The organism is Parvibaculum sedimenti (assembly GCF_009184905.1).
GTDB lineage: Bacteria > Pseudomonadota > Alphaproteobacteria > Parvibaculales > Parvibaculaceae > Parvibaculum > Parvibaculum sedimenti.
Map to the genome: position 1 here is coordinate 159,787 of NZ_WESC01000008.1, position 14,909 is coordinate 174,695.

The 14,909-nt window shown below is 63.3% G+C and carries 15 protein-coding genes; 8 read left to right on the forward strand and 7 right to left on the reverse strand.

Features of this window, described 5'->3' with window-relative positions:
* Window positions 1-5: 5 nt before the first annotated feature.
* Genes F2P47_RS10630 through F2P47_RS10645 form a run of 4 tightly spaced genes read left to right on the forward strand, consistent with a single transcriptional unit; the run spans window position 6 to window position 4,677 of the window.
* Window positions 6-761: a TlyA family RNA methyltransferase gene (locus F2P47_RS10630; protein ID WP_422561159.1), complete on the forward strand. Its 756-nt coding sequence runs from the start codon at window positions 6-8 to the stop codon at window positions 759-761.
* Window positions 758-2,017 carry a class I SAM-dependent RNA methyltransferase gene (locus tag F2P47_RS10635; RefSeq protein ID WP_246176838.1) on the forward strand — a complete coding sequence of 420 codons (1,260 nt, stop codon included), beginning with the start codon at window positions 758-760 and terminating at the stop codon, window positions 2,015-2,017. The genes F2P47_RS10630 and F2P47_RS10635 overlap by 4 nt, the downstream gene beginning before the upstream one ends.
* A gap of 3 nt (window positions 2,018-2,020) precedes the next feature.
* Window positions 2,021-3,067, forward strand: coding sequence for a class I SAM-dependent methyltransferase (locus F2P47_RS10640; RefSeq protein ID WP_152216331.1), 1,047 nt, complete (start codon window positions 2,021-2,023; stop codon window positions 3,065-3,067).
* Window positions 3,067-4,677, forward strand: coding sequence for an FMN-binding glutamate synthase family protein (locus tag F2P47_RS10645; RefSeq protein ID WP_204886623.1), 1,611 nt, complete (start codon window positions 3,067-3,069; stop codon window positions 4,675-4,677). Before F2P47_RS10640 ends, F2P47_RS10645 begins: the two co-directional genes overlap by 1 nt.
* A 9-nt stretch (window positions 4,678-4,686) precedes the next feature.
* Here F2P47_RS10645 and aroC read toward each other — a convergent pair whose 3' ends face one another.
* The 5 genes from aroC to F2P47_RS10670 form a co-directional block, all read right to left on the reverse strand.
* Window positions 4,687-5,772, reverse strand: coding sequence for a chorismate synthase (aroC, locus tag F2P47_RS10650; protein ID WP_152216333.1), 1,086 nt, complete (start codon window positions 5,770-5,772; stop codon window positions 4,687-4,689).
* A 6-nt stretch (window positions 5,773-5,778) separates the two neighbouring features.
* Window positions 5,779-6,618 (reverse strand): enoyl-ACP reductase FabI, encoded by an 840-nt coding sequence (gene fabI / locus F2P47_RS10655; protein WP_152216334.1) that lies wholly within the window; start codon window positions 6,616-6,618, stop codon window positions 5,779-5,781.
* A gap of 143 nt (window positions 6,619-6,761) precedes the next feature.
* Window positions 6,762-7,706: a DnaJ C-terminal domain-containing protein gene (locus F2P47_RS10660; RefSeq protein ID WP_152216335.1), complete on the reverse strand. Its 945-nt coding sequence runs from the start codon at window positions 7,704-7,706 to the stop codon at window positions 6,762-6,764.
* Between the two features lie 75 nt (window positions 7,707-7,781).
* Window positions 7,782-8,477 (reverse strand): tetratricopeptide repeat protein, encoded by a 696-nt coding sequence (locus tag F2P47_RS10665; protein WP_152216336.1) that lies wholly within the window; start codon window positions 8,475-8,477, stop codon window positions 7,782-7,784.
* A gap of 15 nt (window positions 8,478-8,492) precedes the next feature.
* Window positions 8,493-8,966 (reverse strand): RT0821/Lpp0805 family surface protein, encoded by a 474-nt coding sequence (locus F2P47_RS10670; protein WP_152216337.1) that lies wholly within the window; start codon window positions 8,964-8,966, stop codon window positions 8,493-8,495.
* 161 nt (window positions 8,967-9,127) lie between these two features.
* Here F2P47_RS10670 and pdxH point away from each other — a divergent pair, with 161 nt between their 5' ends.
* From pdxH to F2P47_RS10690, 4 genes are read left to right on the forward strand one after another with little or no spacing between them, the layout of a single operon-like run.
* Window positions 9,128-9,763 (forward strand): pyridoxamine 5'-phosphate oxidase, encoded by a 636-nt coding sequence (pdxH, locus tag F2P47_RS10675; protein WP_204886624.1) that lies wholly within the window; start codon window positions 9,128-9,130, stop codon window positions 9,761-9,763.
* A complete protein-coding gene (locus F2P47_RS10680) occupies window positions 9,760-10,677 on the forward strand; it encodes a cation diffusion facilitator family transporter (RefSeq protein ID WP_152216339.1) in 918 nt (305 codons plus the stop codon). The genes pdxH and F2P47_RS10680 overlap by 4 nt, the downstream gene beginning before the upstream one ends.
* A gap of 5 nt (window positions 10,678-10,682) precedes the next feature.
* Entirely contained in the window at window positions 10,683-12,257 is a 1,575-nt protein-coding gene (locus tag F2P47_RS10685; protein ID WP_246176847.1) for a bifunctional aminoglycoside phosphotransferase/ATP-binding protein, read from the forward strand.
* Window positions 12,258-12,306: 49 nt separating this feature from the next.
* Complete coding sequence (locus F2P47_RS10690) at window positions 12,307-13,062, forward strand: SDR family NAD(P)-dependent oxidoreductase (protein WP_152216341.1); 756 nt, start codon at window positions 12,307-12,309, stop codon at window positions 13,060-13,062.
* A 9-nt stretch (window positions 13,063-13,071) separates the two neighbouring features.
* On the opposite strand, the gene F2P47_RS10695 is transcribed toward F2P47_RS10690, so the two are convergent.
* Window positions 13,072-13,488: a hypothetical protein gene (locus F2P47_RS10695; RefSeq protein WP_152216342.1), complete on the reverse strand. Its 417-nt coding sequence runs from the start codon at window positions 13,486-13,488 to the stop codon at window positions 13,072-13,074.
* 2 nt (window positions 13,489-13,490) lie between these two features.
* Window positions 13,491-14,879, reverse strand: coding sequence for an aminotransferase (locus F2P47_RS10700; RefSeq protein WP_152216343.1), 1,389 nt, complete (start codon window positions 14,877-14,879; stop codon window positions 13,491-13,493).
* Between the last annotated feature and the right edge of the window lie 30 nt (window positions 14,880-14,909).

Sequence of the window (14,909 nt, forward strand, 5' to 3'; positions counted from 1 at the left end):
ACATCATGAGCGAGCCACGCAGGCGCCTCGATCAGATGCTGATCGAGCGCGGCATATTTCCATCGCGCGCCAAGGCCCGAGCTGCGATCGAAGGCGCTCTCATCCATGTCGATGGAAAGCTCGTCACCAAGGGCGCGCAGATGGTCGGCGAGCATGTGACGATAGATGTCGACCCCTCGGCGCATCTCTATGTTTCGCGTGGCGCGTTGAAGCTCGAACATGCGCTGAAGAATTTCGCCATCAATCCGGTGGGGCTCGACTGTCTGGATATCGGCGCTTCGACAGGCGGGTTCACGCAAGTGCTTCTCGCTCATGGGGCGCGCCATGTGACGGCCGTCGATGTGGGCCATGGTCAGCTTGCCGCCGAGCTTGCGTCCGATCCGCGTGTCACGTCGCTTGAAAATCTCAATGCCAAGGACCTGACGGTGGGGCATCTCTCGCATGAAGTCGATCTCATCGTCGCCGATGTGAGCTTCATCAGCCTGACCAAGGCGCTGCCCGCCGCACTGGCGCTGGCCACGCCGGGCGCGAGGCTCATTGCGCTCATCAAGCCGCAATTTGAAGTCGGCAAGGGCAAGGTCGGCAAAGGTGGTATCGTGCGCGATGTGGCGCTACACGCAGAAGCCTGCGAAACCGTGACCGGCTGGCTCGCCGCCCTGCCGGGCTGGCGGGTGCTGGGCGTTACCGACAGCCCCATTGAGGGCGGCGACGGCAACAGGGAATTCCTTGTCGCCGCCGTTCTGGACAGAAAGAACACGTGACCGATATTCGCACTGCAGAAATTGAAGTGACTATTGCCTCGCTCGGGCATCTGGGCGACGGCGTTGCGGAGACACCCGCGGGCGAGGTCTTCGTGCCTTTCGTGCTGCCCGGCGAGCGTGTGCGCATTCGCCCGACAGGCGAGGGCAGGGCCGAGCTTCTCGGCATCGTCACACCGTCGGCGAGCCGGGTTGCGGCACCGTGCCGTCATTTCCGCCAATGCGGCGGTTGCGCCCTCCAGCATGTGGAGGCGAAGGCCTATGGCGAATGGAAACGGGAACAGGTCGCGGCGGCCTTGGCCCCGCGCAGCATTGAGATTGAGGTCGATCCGATCGTTCCCGCCACACCGAAGAGCCGCCGCCGCGCGACCTTTTCCGCGACGCGCACCAAGAAAGGTGTGACGCTCGGATATTACAGCCGATCCAGCCACACGATCATTCAGCTGACGGAATGCCCGCTGGTCGTGCCTGAGATCGAGGCGGCGTTGCAAGGCCTTGCCCATCTCGTCGAGCCCGGACTTTCGCGCAAGGGCCACGCCTCGGTCGCTGTGACGGCAACCGAGACCGGCCTCGATGTGGCAGTTACCGGCGGCAAGGATGTCGATGGGCCGCTGCGGGCGGAACTTGCCAAGCGCACATCGGCGCATGATCTCGCGCGGCTCGTCTGGAACGGCGAGATGATTTCCGAACGCCGCGCGCCTGTGGTGACGCTTTCGGGCCTCAAGGTCGCACCGCCGCCGGGAAGCTTTCTTCAGGCGACGGCCGATGGCGAGGCGACACTTGTTCGCCTTGTGGTCGAGGCGGTGGGCGATGCAAAGCGCGTCGCCGATCTCTTCGCGGGCTGCGGCACATTCACGGCTGCGCTGGCGAAGCACAGTTCGGTGCTCGCCGTCGAAAGCGAGAAGCCACAAATCGGCGCGCTCGACCGGGCGCTCCGCGAGCAGGGGCCGGCGCTCGGCCTCAAACCCGTCGAAATCCTGATGCGCGATCTTTTCCGCCGTCCGATCCTGCCGAGCGAACTGCTCAAGACCGACGCCGTGGTCTTCGATCCGCCCCGCGCGGGCGCCGCGGCGCAGGCCGAGCAACTGGCGAAATCGGCCGTGCCGCTCGTCATCGGCGTGTCGTGCAATCCGGCCACCTTTGCGCGGGATGCCCGGACGCTGATCGATGGCGGCTATCGCCTGACGCGCGTAACCCCTGTGGACCAATTCCTCTGGTCGCCCCATATTGAACTGGTCGGCATTTTCCGCAGGGAGTGACGGATGGCAGGGCCCTTGTCCCGGATCGGCTATGGCGTGCAGCAAGGTGCGCGGGTCGCCTGGTATGCGGGCCATTACATCGCGCTCAATCGCATGCGCGGGCCGCTGGTGCCGCCGGGCGAGGAGCCGGTATCCGTCAAGGGCAAGGTGCCGAAATGGCCGACCCTTGTCGCCGGGATGCGGGAGCTTTTCGAACGCGACTGGAAGAACATTGCGGCGGGGCTTTATCGCGCGCCGGACGGATTGCTTCCGCCGTCAGCCGCCATTCGCGCCAGCCTTCGTTTCTTCAAGGATGCGCGAAGGGTGGATGAGCGGCGCTTGTCGCGGCGCCATTCCGAAGTGCTGACGCCAGAGCTTCGCAAGCGCTATCCGCGCTACTATCTCCAGAATTTCCACTATCAGACCGGCGGCTGGTTCTCGGACGAATCCGCGAAACTCTATGACACGCAGGTCGAGGTGCTGTTCACCGGCACGGCGGACACGATGCGCCGTCAGGCGCTGGTGCCGCTCGCCAATGCGTTCAGGGGGCGCGACCAGCGCAAGCTGCATCTCCTCGACGTCGCTTGCGGGACGGGGCGGTTTCTCGATGACGTGACCGCGAATTATCCGCGTCTCAAGGCGGCGGGGCTCGAACTGTCTCCCGCTTATGTCGCAGAGGCGCGCAAGCGGTTGAAGCGGCGGCGTTCTGTTGAGGTCATGGAGGCCAATGCGGAAAAGATGCCGGTGGCCGACGCGTCGCAGGATGCGGTTACCTGCATCTATCTTTTCCACGAATTGCCGCCCAAGGTTCGCAAGATCGTGGCTGCGGAGATTGCCCGTGTGCTGAAGCCGGGTGGCATCGCCGTCATTGTCGATGCGCTGCAGACAGGCGACCGGCCTGATTATGACGGGCTTCTCGAATTCTTCCCCGTCGGCTTTCACGAGCCTTATTTCGGCTCCTATCTTGCCGAAGATTTCGCGGCGCTTTTCGCGCGCACGGGACTCGCTTTCGATGGTTCAACACCGGCCTTTCTGTCGAAGGTCATGGTCTTCCGGAAAGTTGTGGACTGATGGCTAGCCTCTTTGCGCGATATATCGTCTTTGCTCTTTGTGTGGCGGTGATGCTGCTGACATTACCCTTCGTCGCAGGGGTGAACGGGCTCTGGATCGTTACGCTTGGTGCTGCGCTCCTTTCGTTTCTCGGCATTGTCGATATCTCGCAAGCGCGGCATGCGGTCCGCCGCAACTATCCCGTCATCGGCAATATCCGCTATCTCGTCGAAGAGATCAGGCCTGAGATAAGGCAATATCTCCTTGAGGGCGATGACGAGAAACTTCCCTACTCGCGCGCGCAACGCTCGCTCGTCTATCAGCGTGCGAAAGATGTTGTAAGCGAAAAGCCGTTCGGAACGCTGCTCGACGTTTATGGCGACGGTTATGAATTCATCGGGCATTCGGCGCAGCCGGCGTTGAATGTCGATCCGTCGGGCTTCCGTATCTCGATCGGCGGGCCGCAATGCACGCAGCCTTATTCGGCTTCCGTCTTCAATATTTCCGCGATGAGCTTCGGCGCCTTGAGCGCCAATGCGATCCGTGCCCTGAACAAGGGTGCGAAAGCGGGTGGTTTCGCCCATGACACGGGCGAGGGAAGCATCAGCCCTTACCACCGTGAATTCGGCGGCGACCTCATCTGGGAAATCGGCAGCGGCTATTTCGGTTGCCGCACCAGGGATGGGCATTTCGATCCCGGGAAATTCGCCGCTCAGGCCACGACGCCGCAAGTGAAGATGATCGAAATCAAGCTGAGCCAGGGCGCGAAGCCCGGCCATGGCGGGATCCTGCCCAAAGGCAAGGTGTCGGCTGAAATTGCGCTGACGCGCGGTGTCGAGACGGGCGAGGAATGTATTTCTCCCGCGCGGCATTCGGCTTTCAGTACCCCCATCGAGATGATGCATTTCATTGCTCGGCTGCGGGAGCTTTCGGGCGGAAAACCCGTCGGTTTCAAGCTCTGCCTCGGCCACCCATGGGAGTTCATGGGACTCGTCAAGGCGATGCTCGAAACGGACATCCTGCCGGATTTCATCGTCGTCGACGGCGCGGAGGGCGGTACGGGCGCGGCCCCGGTGGAGTTTACCGACCATATCGGTGTGCCAATGCGCGATGGACTGCTTTTCGTTCACAACGCGCTGGTCGGCACAGGCCTTCGCGACCGGATCAAGATCGGCGCTGCCGGGAAGATTGTCAGCGCCTTCGACATTGCGAGCACACTGGCCATCGGTGCTGACTGGGTCAATGCGGCGCGCGCATTCATGTTTGCGGTTGGCTGCATCCAGTCGCAGAGTTGCCATACCAATCGGTGCCCGACCGGAGTTGCGACGCAGGACCATCTGCGGCAGCGCGCGCTTGTCGTTCCAGACAAGGCGACAAGGGTTTTCAACTATCACCGTCATACGATGAAGGCGCTGGCCGAGATCCTCGCCTCGGCTGGTCTCGACCATCCCGATCAACTGGGCCCGCATCATCTCGCGCGCCGGACCGGTTCGACGGAGATCAAGCTGTTCTCGCAGATTCATTATTTCGCCAAGCCCAGCGAGCTGGTCGCCGGTACATCGGCCAGCGAGTTCTATCGCGCGAACTGGGCGATGGCGCGGACGGACAGCTTCGATCCTATCCGTCTCTAGAAGCCGGCTTCAGCCGTTCTGGCCGCGATGGCGCAGGAAATGATCGGCCAGCACACAGGCAAGCATGGCTTCGCCGACCGGCACTGCGCGGATGCCGACGCAAGGGTCGTGACGGCCCTTGGTCATGATCTCTGTTTCCTCGCCCGTCACCGTGATCGACTTGCGCGGTGTGAGGATTGAAGAGGTCGGCTTCACGGCGAAGCGCGCGACGATGTCCTGACCCGACGAAATGCCGCCCAGAATGCCGCCCGCATGGTTCGTCGTGAAATAGGGGCCCTCATTGCCGATGCGGATTTCGTCGGCATTTTCTTCGCCGGTGAGCGCGGCGGCGCCGAAGCCTTCGCCGATCTCGACGCCCTTGACTGCGTTGATGCTCATGAGCGCCGCGGCGATGTCGGAATCGAGCTTGCCATAGATCGGCGCGCCCCAGCCTGCGGGAACGCCCGAGGCCACGAGTTCGATCACGGCGCCGCAGGACGAACCGCTCTTGCGCACACCGTCAAGATAATCTTCCCAGAGCGTGGCGGCTTTGCTGTCCGGGCACCAGAAGGGATTCCTCTCGGTTTCCTCCCAGCTCCAGTTTCCGCGGTCGATCTTGTGCGGGCCCATCTGCACGAGGGCGCCGCGAATGGTAACCCCGGAAAGGATCTTCCGCGCGATGGCGCCAGCGGCGACGCGCGCCGCAGTTTCGCGCGCAGAGGAGCGTCCACCGCCGCGATAGTCGCGGATGCCGTATTTCGCCATGTAGGTGTAGTCGGCATGGCCCGGGCGGAACTTGCTCGCGATGTCGCCATAGTCCTTCGAGCGTTGATCGACATTTTCAATCATCAGCGAGATCGGCGTGCCGGTCGTCACTTCCTCGCCCGTATCATCGGAAACGAAGGTGCCGGAAAGAATCTTCACTTCGTCGGGTTCGCGGCGCTGCGTCGTGAAACGCGACTGGCCGGGCTTGCGCTTGTCGAGATAGGTCTGGATGTCCTCTGCCTTCAGCGGAATGCGCGGCGGCGTTCCGTCGACCACGCAGCCGAGCGCGGGCCCGTGGCTTTCGCCCCAGGTCGTGACGCGGAAGAGTGTGCCGAAGGTGTTGTAGGACATGGTCTGTCAGACGATGCTGATGTCGGGCGCGTCTTCGGCCTTCATGCCGATGACGTGGTAGCCGGCATCGACGTGATGCACCTCGCCGGTAACGCCGGAGCCGAGGTCGGAGAGAAGATAGAGCGCGGTATTGCCCACCTCCTCGATCGTGACCGTGCGCTTCAGCGGCGAGTTCAGCTCATTCCACTTGAGGATGTAGCGGAAATCGCCAATGCCGGAGGCGGCAAGCGTCTTGATCGGGCCGGCGGAGACCGCGTTGACGCGGATATTGTTGCGGCCGAGATCGACGGCGAGATAGCGCACGCTCGCCTCGAGCGCGGCTTTCGCGACGCCCATGATGTTGTAATGCGGGATCACCTTCTCGGAGCCGTAATAGGTCAGCGTCACGATGGAGCCGCCATCCGTCATCAGCTTTTCCGCGCGCTGGCAAAGCGCGACGAAGGAGTAGCAGGAGATCGCCATGCTCGCGGTGAAGTTGTCGAGCGACGTGTCGACATAGCGGCCGTCGAGTTCGTCCTTGTTCGAATAGGCGATGGCATGGACGAAGAAGTCGATCTTACCCCAGTCCTTTTTCAGCGTTTCGAACACGGCGTCCATGCTGGCCGCGTCGGTCACGTCGCAGGGCAGGATGTGCTGGGAGCCCACCGATTCCGCGAGCGGCACGACGCGCTTCTGCAGAGCTTCGCCCTGATAGGTGAACGCGATCTCGGCACCCTGATCGGCGCAGGCTTTGGCGATGCCCCAGGCAATCGAGCGATTGTTGGCGACACCCATGATGAGGCCGCGTTTGCCGGCCATCAGGCCGCCCCTGGCGCCAGTTTGGGTGTTTGTGATGGCTTCGCTCATCGCGTCCTCGTGGTTCTTCGCTCGCAGCCTAAATTCGCGCGCATCCTACACAATAGCCGGGTTCGGTCCACCAAAAAGCCGGGGGCGAGCCGGGGCGCGTGTCGGATTTTGTCGTTGCTTCAAGCACTTGCACTGATCGGTTGTCAGAAGTTTCGCCGCGGGTCCTGCGAAAGCCCCGCCGCCCAGCCTGCCGCGAAGTTGCGGAGCGCGTCGTCCTGAACATCGGGAAGGACGAGTTCCAGCGTTACATACTGGTCGCCGGGCGGGGCCACGGTCTCGGGCGCAATGCCCCGCCCCTTGAGGCGAAGCCGCGTGCCCGTATTGGCGCCTTTGGGGATCGTGAGGCTCACCGGGCCGGAGATGGTCGGCGCATCGACCTTTGCCCCCAGCACAGCCTCGGGCAGCGTCACGGGCAGCGTCAGGTGGATGTCGAGACCGTCGCGTCGGAAATGGGGGTGCGGCTCGATCGAAACCTCAATCAGCGCGTCGCCCGGTTCGGCACCGCCATGACCTTCACCGCCCTGGCCGCGCAGCCGGATCTGGCGGCCTTCGTCGACGCCGGCGGGGATGCGAACCTCAAGGACCTTGCCGCCGCCCAGGGCTATGCGCTTTTTGCTGCCGCAGGCGGCCTCGAGGAAGGTGACAGGGAGGCGATAGGTCTGGTCTTGCCCGCGCGCGCGGAAGACGCGCTTGCCTGCGCTGCGCAGGCCCTGAAAGAGCTCGGAGAAGAGGTCGTCGGAGGGCTTTTCCGGGCCGGCCTCATAGGTCGCTTCGAAAATATGCTCGGTCTTGCGGGCGGAATTGGCGAAGGGCGCTTCCTCGAAGGGGGCGGGCTTCGCGGCGGATGCGGGCCGAGCGTGGGGCCTCGGACCGCGATGGCGTTCCGCGTCGAAACGCGCGCGTGCCGAGGCGTCCTTCAGAAGATTGTAGGCGGCGGTCACTTCCTGAAAACGCGCCTGTGCCTCCGCGCCCGCAGGATGACCTTGCGTGTCGGGGTGCAGGCGTTTCGCGAGCCGCCGGTAAGCGGATTTGATCTCCGCAGGGTCGGCAGCGGGCGTCAGGCCGAGAATTTCATAAGGGTCACGCAAAGCTCACTCCGGCGGGCCGAAAGCCTGAGCATAGGGCTCACGCCGATACGAATTCGTTAACCGTGCCGGTGGGGATTATTGGCTGTCCGTGCCGCGCAGTTCGAATTCGGGCAGAGGCGGAGCGGGCGCGACCTGCTGCGCCGGGGCATCGGCAGGCTTCGGCGGCTTGGGGCCTGCAAGGCTCGGGACAAGAACGGCGAGCCGGTCGAGCGCGAGTTGGCTACCGGAGCGGGACGCGATCGCATACCAGCCGAGTGCTTTCGGGAGATCCTTCTCCACGCCCTGTCCGCGCTCATACATGACGGCGAGGTTGTATTGGGCGATGGGGCTCCCGGAGAGCGCGGCGGCGTGAAACCAGAAGGCTGCGGCTTCGAGATTCTCGGGAATGCCGTCGCCCTTCAGATGCATGAAGGCGGCATTGAGCTGGGCGAGGCCGAAGCCCTTGCTGCCGGCCTCTTCGTAGAACCAGAGGGCGCGCTTCGGGTCGCGGTCCGTTCCCTTTCCGGTGCGGAGCAGCAATGCGACATTGCGCATGGCCGCGAGGTCGCCACCCTGGGCGAGCGGTAGCCAGATATCGAACGCTTGTTTGAAATCGCCTGAATCATATGCCGCCACGCCCTTGAGGAATCGTTCGCTGGGCGGCGGCAGGGGGGCGGGCTGTTTGAGCGTCTGGACGGGCTCTGCCAAGGCAACGGCTGCGCTCCAGAGGAACGCAGCCGCCACGAGGCCGAGCAGAAAGATGGCGGGCCTAGCCCGGATGACCGATGCCATGCCCGCGGTATCCGCTTACTGGTTCACGATCTGCCAGGAACCGTCCGGCTGACGGCAGGCCGTGCCATAGGCGCGTTCGGTCTTGCCGCCGATATTCACGGTCTGGGTGTATTCGCGGCAGTAGGAACCATTGTCCTGATACGCCTTCTGCGGCGTCACGGAGCCGTAATGGCCCGAATCCGGATTACGCCATTCGACGGCCTGACCCGAGGGGGCGCTTTCGAGCGCATACTGGGTCCGGTCGGACATGTACTGGCGGTCGGCGCGGTCGAGCGATTTGCCAATCTCGCTGCCGATCAGGCCGCCGAGAAGCACACCGGCACCGGTCGCCCAGAGGCGGCCCGTGCCGCCACCGATCGTGGAGCCCGCAAGGCCGCCAAGGACAGCGCCGCCGACGGTGCCGATATTCTGCTTCGGGCCTGCGCCCTCCTGGCAGCCAACGAGCGACACTGCGAGGAGGCCGATTGCCAAACCTTTGAAAACTTTCATCTCATTCAATCCTGTTTCTGCGTCCGCAACGGCCCCCCCAACTTGGCCAGCGGGACAAACCCCTATGGGGGACTATATAAGACATCAATTGTGGCAGGAAATATGGCAAGACCATAGAAGACCCGCCAGATTTACGCCCTCTTGTGCGTTGGAGTGACGAAGTGAGCGATCAGCCAGAAAATACCGAAAGAGATGACCCCGCCGATTGGGCAGCGGCCGGCGATCCCTTCCGGCTGTTTCACGAATGGCTGGACAAGGCCAGAGAGACCGAGATCAACGATCCCAACGGCGTGGCGCTGGCGACGGCCGATGCTTCCGGCTTTCCCGACGTGCGTATGGTGCTGCTGAAGGATGCGGATGAGCGTGGCTTCGTCTTCTACACCAATCTGGGGAGCGCAAAGGGGCAGGAACTGGCGGAAAATCCGCGCGCCGCGCTCTGCTTTCACTGGAAGAGCCTGCGCCGTCAGGTTCGTGTGCGCGGGCATGTCAGCCCGGTGACGCCGGAAGAGGCGGATGCCTATTTCGCCACCCGCCATCGTGAAAGCCAGATCGGTGCCTGGGCCTCGCGCCAGTCGCGCCCGCTGGAGACGCGCTTCGAGCTCGAAAAGGAAGTCGCCCGCTATGCGGCAAAATTCGGTCTGGGCAAGGTGCCTCGTCCGACGCATTGGTCGGGCTTCCGTATTGCGCCGGTGAGAATCGAATTCTGGCGCGACCGTCCTTTCCGCCTGCATGACCGGCTCGTCTTCGAGCGCCCCCAGCCCGAGGGCGGCTGGCAAACGATGAAGCTCTTCCCATGACCGCCCAGGTTTCGCGCAGCGAGAAGAATGGACAACTGATGCGGCGCGCGACCTATGCGGCCGTGCTGGTCGCGGTCACGCTGATCTGCATCAAGGGTGTCGCGTTCTACCTGACGGGCTCGGTGGCGATGCTGGGCACGCTGATGGACTCGCTGCTCGACGGCGCGGCCTCGCTCCTGAACCTCGTCGCCGTTGGTCATTCGCTGACGCCTGCCGATGACGAGCACCGCTTCGGCCATGGCAAGGCCGAGGCGCTGGCGGGGCTCGGTCAGTCGATCTTCATTTTCGCATCGGCCGGCTACATCGTCATTGAAGCCGTGACGCGCTTTTTCACGCCGGAGCGGGTGGAGAATTCGGGTATAGGCATCGCGGTGACGATCGCGGCCATCCTCATCACGCTCGCGCTTGTCGCGTTTCAGCGCCATGTGGTGGCGCAGACGAACTCGCTCGCCATCGAAGCGGATTCGACGCATTACCGCGGCGACCTCTTCATGAACCTTTCGGTGCTTGCGGCGCTGGCACTGTCGGGCCTTTTCGGCGTCGACTGGGCCGACCCTTTCTTCGGCATCGCCATTGCCGCGCTGATCGGCATTTCAGCGGCGCAGATCGTCTATGGCGCTTACAACCAGCTCATGGATCGCGAGCTTTCGGAGGATGAGCGCGAGCGCATCAAGGCGATCGCGCTTTCGCATCCCGAAGCGATCAATATTCACGATCTGAGGACGCGCACCTCCGGCACGAGAAGCTTCATCCAGTTCCATCTCGAACTGGACAGCTCCATCTCGCTGATGAACGCTCACCGCATCTCCGACGATGTCGAAGCGCGGATCATGGAGGCGTTCCCCGATGCGGAAGTCATCATCCATCAGGATCCGGCGGGACTCGAAGACCTGACGCTCCTGCAGCGCATTTGAGCGCCATGACGGACGAGGGCACCGGAGCAGATATCGCCGCCTTTCTTTCGCGGCCCGAGACCTATGGGCTTGGCGCCGAGGACAGGATCGGTTGCATAGAGACCCATGCCTCGCGTGTCTATCTCGCGGGCGAGCACGTCTACAAGCTGAAGAAGCGCGTCGATTTCGGCTTTCTCGATTTTACGACGCTCGAAAAGCGCCACGCGGCTGCCGAAAACGAAATCGCGCTCAACCGCCGTACGGCGCCGGATATCTATCTCCGCACGGTGCCCGTGCGCCGCAAGGATGGTGAGTTGCGGCTCGGCGGACACGAAGGCGAGATCGTCGATTGGCTGGTCGAGATGCGCCGCTTTCCCGCCGAGGGGCTTTTCGCGCGGCTGGCCGATGAGGGGCGGCTCACCCGCGATGAGATCGAGACGCTGGCCGCCGATGTCGCCGTGTTTCACGCGCATGCGGAAGTGAGACGCGAGCGCGGCGGGGCGGCGCTTTTCGCCCGCATCGTGGCGGGCAATGATGACAATCTGAAAGATTCGGCCGGTAAGGTTTTCGAGGCTGAAAAGGTCGCGCGTCTGAAGGCGGAGAGCGACCGCCTGATCGCGACCCATGCGGCGTTGCTCGACGGGCGGCGCGACGCGGGCTTTGTGCGCCGGTGTCATGGCGATCTGCATCTCGGCAATGTGACGCTGATCGGCAATCGGCCCGTCATTTTCGACTGCATCGAGTTCAGCGACGACATCGCCTCGATCGATATCCTTTACGATCTCGCCTTTCTGCTGATGGACCTTGCCTTCCGCGCGAACACCGATGCGCGGCTGGCGGGCTTCGCCAACCGGGCGCTCAATGTCTATCTCGATCATGTCGGTGAGGAAGCTATAGCGCCGACGCTTGATGGCCTTGCGCTGTTGCCGCTGTTCGTGGCGACGCGGGCGGCTGTGCGCGCGAAGGTGACGGCGGTGATCGCCGATACGGAAGAAAAACGCGACCGTTCCCGCTCCTATCTCGATTTCGCGCTGGCGGCGCTTGGCGCCTCGCCTCCGCATCTTCTCGCGGTGGGAGGACTGTCCGGCACCGGCAAGTCGACGCTCGCCGCGGCGCTTGCGCCCGGACTCGGCGGTCCGCTCGGCGCGATCCATCTGCGCACCGACATTATTCGCAAGCGTCTCTTCCATGTCTCACCGCTCGAGCGCCTGCCTGAGGCTGCCTATGCGAAGGAGGTGGGGCGCCGCGTTTACGACGAAATGCTGAAGCTCGCGGGCGTGGCGCTCAGGGCCGGTATGCCCGTCGTGGTTGACGCCGTTTTTTCGCGCGAAGGGGAGCGGGGACGAGCGGAACGCCTTGCGGCCGAGACTGGCGTTCCCTTCCGGGGGCTCTGGCTGGAAGCCCCGGCGACGACCCTTGAGGCGCGGGTCACGGCGCGCACGGCAGAAGCGCGCGACCCGTCGGATGCGGATGTTCGCGTGCTGCACCAGCAACTTGGCTATGATCTCGGCCTCATGCGCTGGGCGAAGGTCGACGCTTCCGCGACGCCGGGCGAGTGCCTTGCGTGCGCCATGAGGCTGCTCGAAAAGCCGCAGGACTGATGGTTTCCACCGCTGGCGCCTGTCGCGGCCATGGACTAGATTGCCCCTCATGAGCACCCAGGACAAATCCGAACGCAAGACACTGATCCTTACCGGCGCGAGCCGGGGCATCGGCCACGCCACCGTGAAGCGCTTTTCGAGCGCGGGCTGGCGGGTCATCACCTGTTCGCGGCACCCCTTCCCCGAGGATTGTCCCTGGGAGATGGGGCCTGAGGATCACATTCAGGTCGATCTCGCGGACCCGAAAAACACCGAAGAGGCCATCGCCGTCATGCGCGAGCGGCTGAAGGATCAAGGCAGCCGCCTTCATGCGCTGGTCAACAATGCGGCGATCTCGCCCAAGGGGCCGGGCGGCGCGCGGCTCAACGTGTTCAGCACCGACATGGAGACGTGGCACAAGGTTTTTCAGGTGAACTTCTTCGCGCCGGTCATGCTTGCCCGCGGCCTTGTAGATGAGTTGAAGGCGGCGCAAGGCTCGGTCGTCAATGTGACGTCGATTGCTGGCATGCGCGTTCATCCATTCGCGGGTTCGGCCTACGCGACGTCAAAGTCGGCGCTTGCGGGCCTCACGCGCGAAATGGCGGCAGATTTCGGACGGCTTGGCATTCGCGTCAATGCCATCGCGCCCGGCGAGATCGATACGGCAATCCTTTCGCCCGGCACGGAAAAGATCGTCGCCGAAATCCCGATGCAGCGCCTCGGCAAGCCCGAGGAAGTGGCTCGCACGATCTATTTTTTGTGCACGGATCAGTCGAGCTACGTCAACGGCGCCGAAATCCACATCAATGGCGGGCAGCACGTCTAGGCGGGCGCCTCACGCGAGAAATATCACCGCGCTCTGGCTGTCGCGCAGCATGGCGTTCTCGCCGACGGTGAAGGCGGAAACCATATAGCCTGTCGCGCCTTCGAAGGCGCCGGTGCCGCTGACGATGCGGCGAATGACATAGCCATATTGCTGCGAGGGATCGGGGCACTCGCCGATGAGGCCTTCGCCTTCATTGACGAAGTTCACCGTGCCGCCGCCGAAGACGATCTGGCCTTGCTCCGTGAAGTGGCCATATTGGTCGGGCTCCACTACCGCTTCGAGGACTGCCTGCGGTGCGCCAGTCGTGAAGACCGGGTCGAGGCCAGCGCCGAAGCTTGCGCGGGTTTCGATGCGCATGCGCGAGCCCATTTCGTCCTCGGGCGTAACCTTGCCTTCGAAAAGAAGCTGGTAGCGAACTTCCTTCATGGTCAGGCGCTCCTCAGACTTTCTTTCGTCACCGTCGCTTCCACATCGTCGAGTGCGTGTTCGGCGCGGTCGAAGATATCGTCTATATCGGCGTCCTTGACGATGAGCGGCGGGCAGAAGGCGACAATGTCGCCACCCAAGGCGCGCACGATGAGGCCGTGCTTCTCGGCGGCCTTCACCACGGCGGCGCCGATACCGGCCGCGGGATCGAAGCTGCGCTTCGACGTCTTCTCGGCGACGAGTTCGATGGCGCCGATGAGGCCCTTGGCGCGGGCATGGCCGACCAGCGGATGCTCGGCGAGGCGCGCCACGCGGGCTTCGAATTTCGGCGCGACGCTACGCACATGGCCGACGATGTTGCGCTTGTCATAAATTTCGAGTGTCTTCGCCGCGACGGCTGCAGCAACCGGATGCGCGGTATAGGTGAACCCGTGGCCGAAGGTGCCGATCTTTTTGCTCTCGTCGAGCATCGCCTGATACATGTCCTCACCGATGGTGACGGCGGCGATGGGGACGTAGGCGGATGAGAGCGCCTTGGCGACCGAGATCGAGTCCGGCTTGATGCCGAAGGTCTGGCTGCCGAACATGTTGCCGGTGCGCGCGAAGCCGCAGATGACTTCATCGGCGATGAAATAGATGCCGTATTTGTCGAGCACGGCCTGAATTTTCTGGAAATATCCTTCGGGCGGAATAATGACGCCGCCCGCACCCATGATGGGCTCGGCGATGAAGGCTGCGACCGTTTCGGGGTCTTCCTCGATGATCATCTTTTCGAGGTTCTGCGCGAGCCGCGTCGTGAACTCGTCTTCCGTCTCGCCCGGCTCCGCATAGCGATAGTAATGCGGGCAATCGGTGTGGCGCGCAAAGGAAAGCGGCAGGTCGAAATCGCGATGATTGGGCAGGAGGCCGGTGAGGCTCGCCGACGCCACCGTAACGCCGTGATAGGCGCGTTGGCGCGAGATGATCTTCTTGCGTTTCGTCTGACCCCTGGCGTTGTTGTAATACCAGACGAGCTTCACCTGCTGGTCGTTCGCTTCCGAGCCCGAACCGCAGAAGAGGATCTTCGATGCCTTGTGCGGCACGATCGCCTTCAGCTTCTCGGCGAGTTCGGCCGCGCGCTCATGGCTCTTGCCGCCAAAGACATGGGTGAAGGGAAGCTGGCGGAGCTGCTCGGTCGCCGCCTCGATCAACTCCGGCTCGTTATAGCCGAGCGAGGTACACCACAGACCGGCGAGACCTTCGATATATTTGCGTCCGTCCGCGTCCCAGACATGAATGCCTTCGCCGCGCTCAATGATCATGGGCCCTGTGCCGCGGAAAGCATCGAGATTGGTATAGGGGTGGATCACCGTCTCGATATCGCGGACAGCGGCGTTGCTCAAACTCGTCATCGTTAGCTCCCTCGGGCTTTGCGCCGAACG

What these genes read in the sequence shown, in the direction of transcription:
- F2P47_RS10680 (WP_152216339.1), top strand. Translation starts at nt 9,760, where the DNA reads ATGACCGCCCAGGTTTCGCGCAGCGAGAAGAATGGACAACTGATGCGG.
- F2P47_RS10695 (WP_152216342.1), bottom strand. Translation starts at nt 13,488, where the DNA reads ATGAAGGAAGTTCGCTACCAGCTTCTTTTCGAAGGCAAGGTTACGCCC.
- F2P47_RS10645 (WP_204886623.1), top strand. Translation starts at nt 3,067, where the DNA reads ATGGCTAGCCTCTTTGCGCGATATATCGTCTTTGCTCTTTGTGTGGCG.
- F2P47_RS10640 (WP_152216331.1), top strand. Translation starts at nt 2,021, where the DNA reads ATGGCAGGGCCCTTGTCCCGGATCGGCTATGGCGTGCAGCAAGGTGCG.
- aroC (WP_152216333.1), bottom strand. Translation starts at nt 5,772, where the DNA reads ATGTCCTACAACACCTTCGGCACACTCTTCCGCGTCACGACCTGGGGC.
- F2P47_RS10630 (WP_422561159.1), top strand. Translation starts at nt 6, where the DNA reads ATGAGCGAGCCACGCAGGCGCCTCGATCAGATGCTGATCGAGCGCGGC.
- F2P47_RS10700 (WP_152216343.1), bottom strand. Translation starts at nt 14,879, where the DNA reads ATGACGAGTTTGAGCAACGCCGCTGTCCGCGATATCGAGACGGTGATC.
- F2P47_RS10685 (WP_246176847.1), top strand. Translation starts at nt 10,683, where the DNA reads ATGACGGACGAGGGCACCGGAGCAGATATCGCCGCCTTTCTTTCGCGG.
- F2P47_RS10670 (WP_152216337.1), bottom strand. Translation starts at nt 8,966, where the DNA reads ATGAAAGTTTTCAAAGGTTTGGCAATCGGCCTCCTCGCAGTGTCGCTC.
- F2P47_RS10690 (WP_152216341.1), top strand. Translation starts at nt 12,307, where the DNA reads ATGAGCACCCAGGACAAATCCGAACGCAAGACACTGATCCTTACCGGC.
- fabI (WP_152216334.1), bottom strand. Translation starts at nt 6,618, where the DNA reads ATGAGCGAAGCCATCACAAACACCCAAACTGGCGCCAGGGGCGGCCTG.
- F2P47_RS10665 (WP_152216336.1), bottom strand. Translation starts at nt 8,477, where the DNA reads ATGGCATCGGTCATCCGGGCTAGGCCCGCCATCTTTCTGCTCGGCCTC.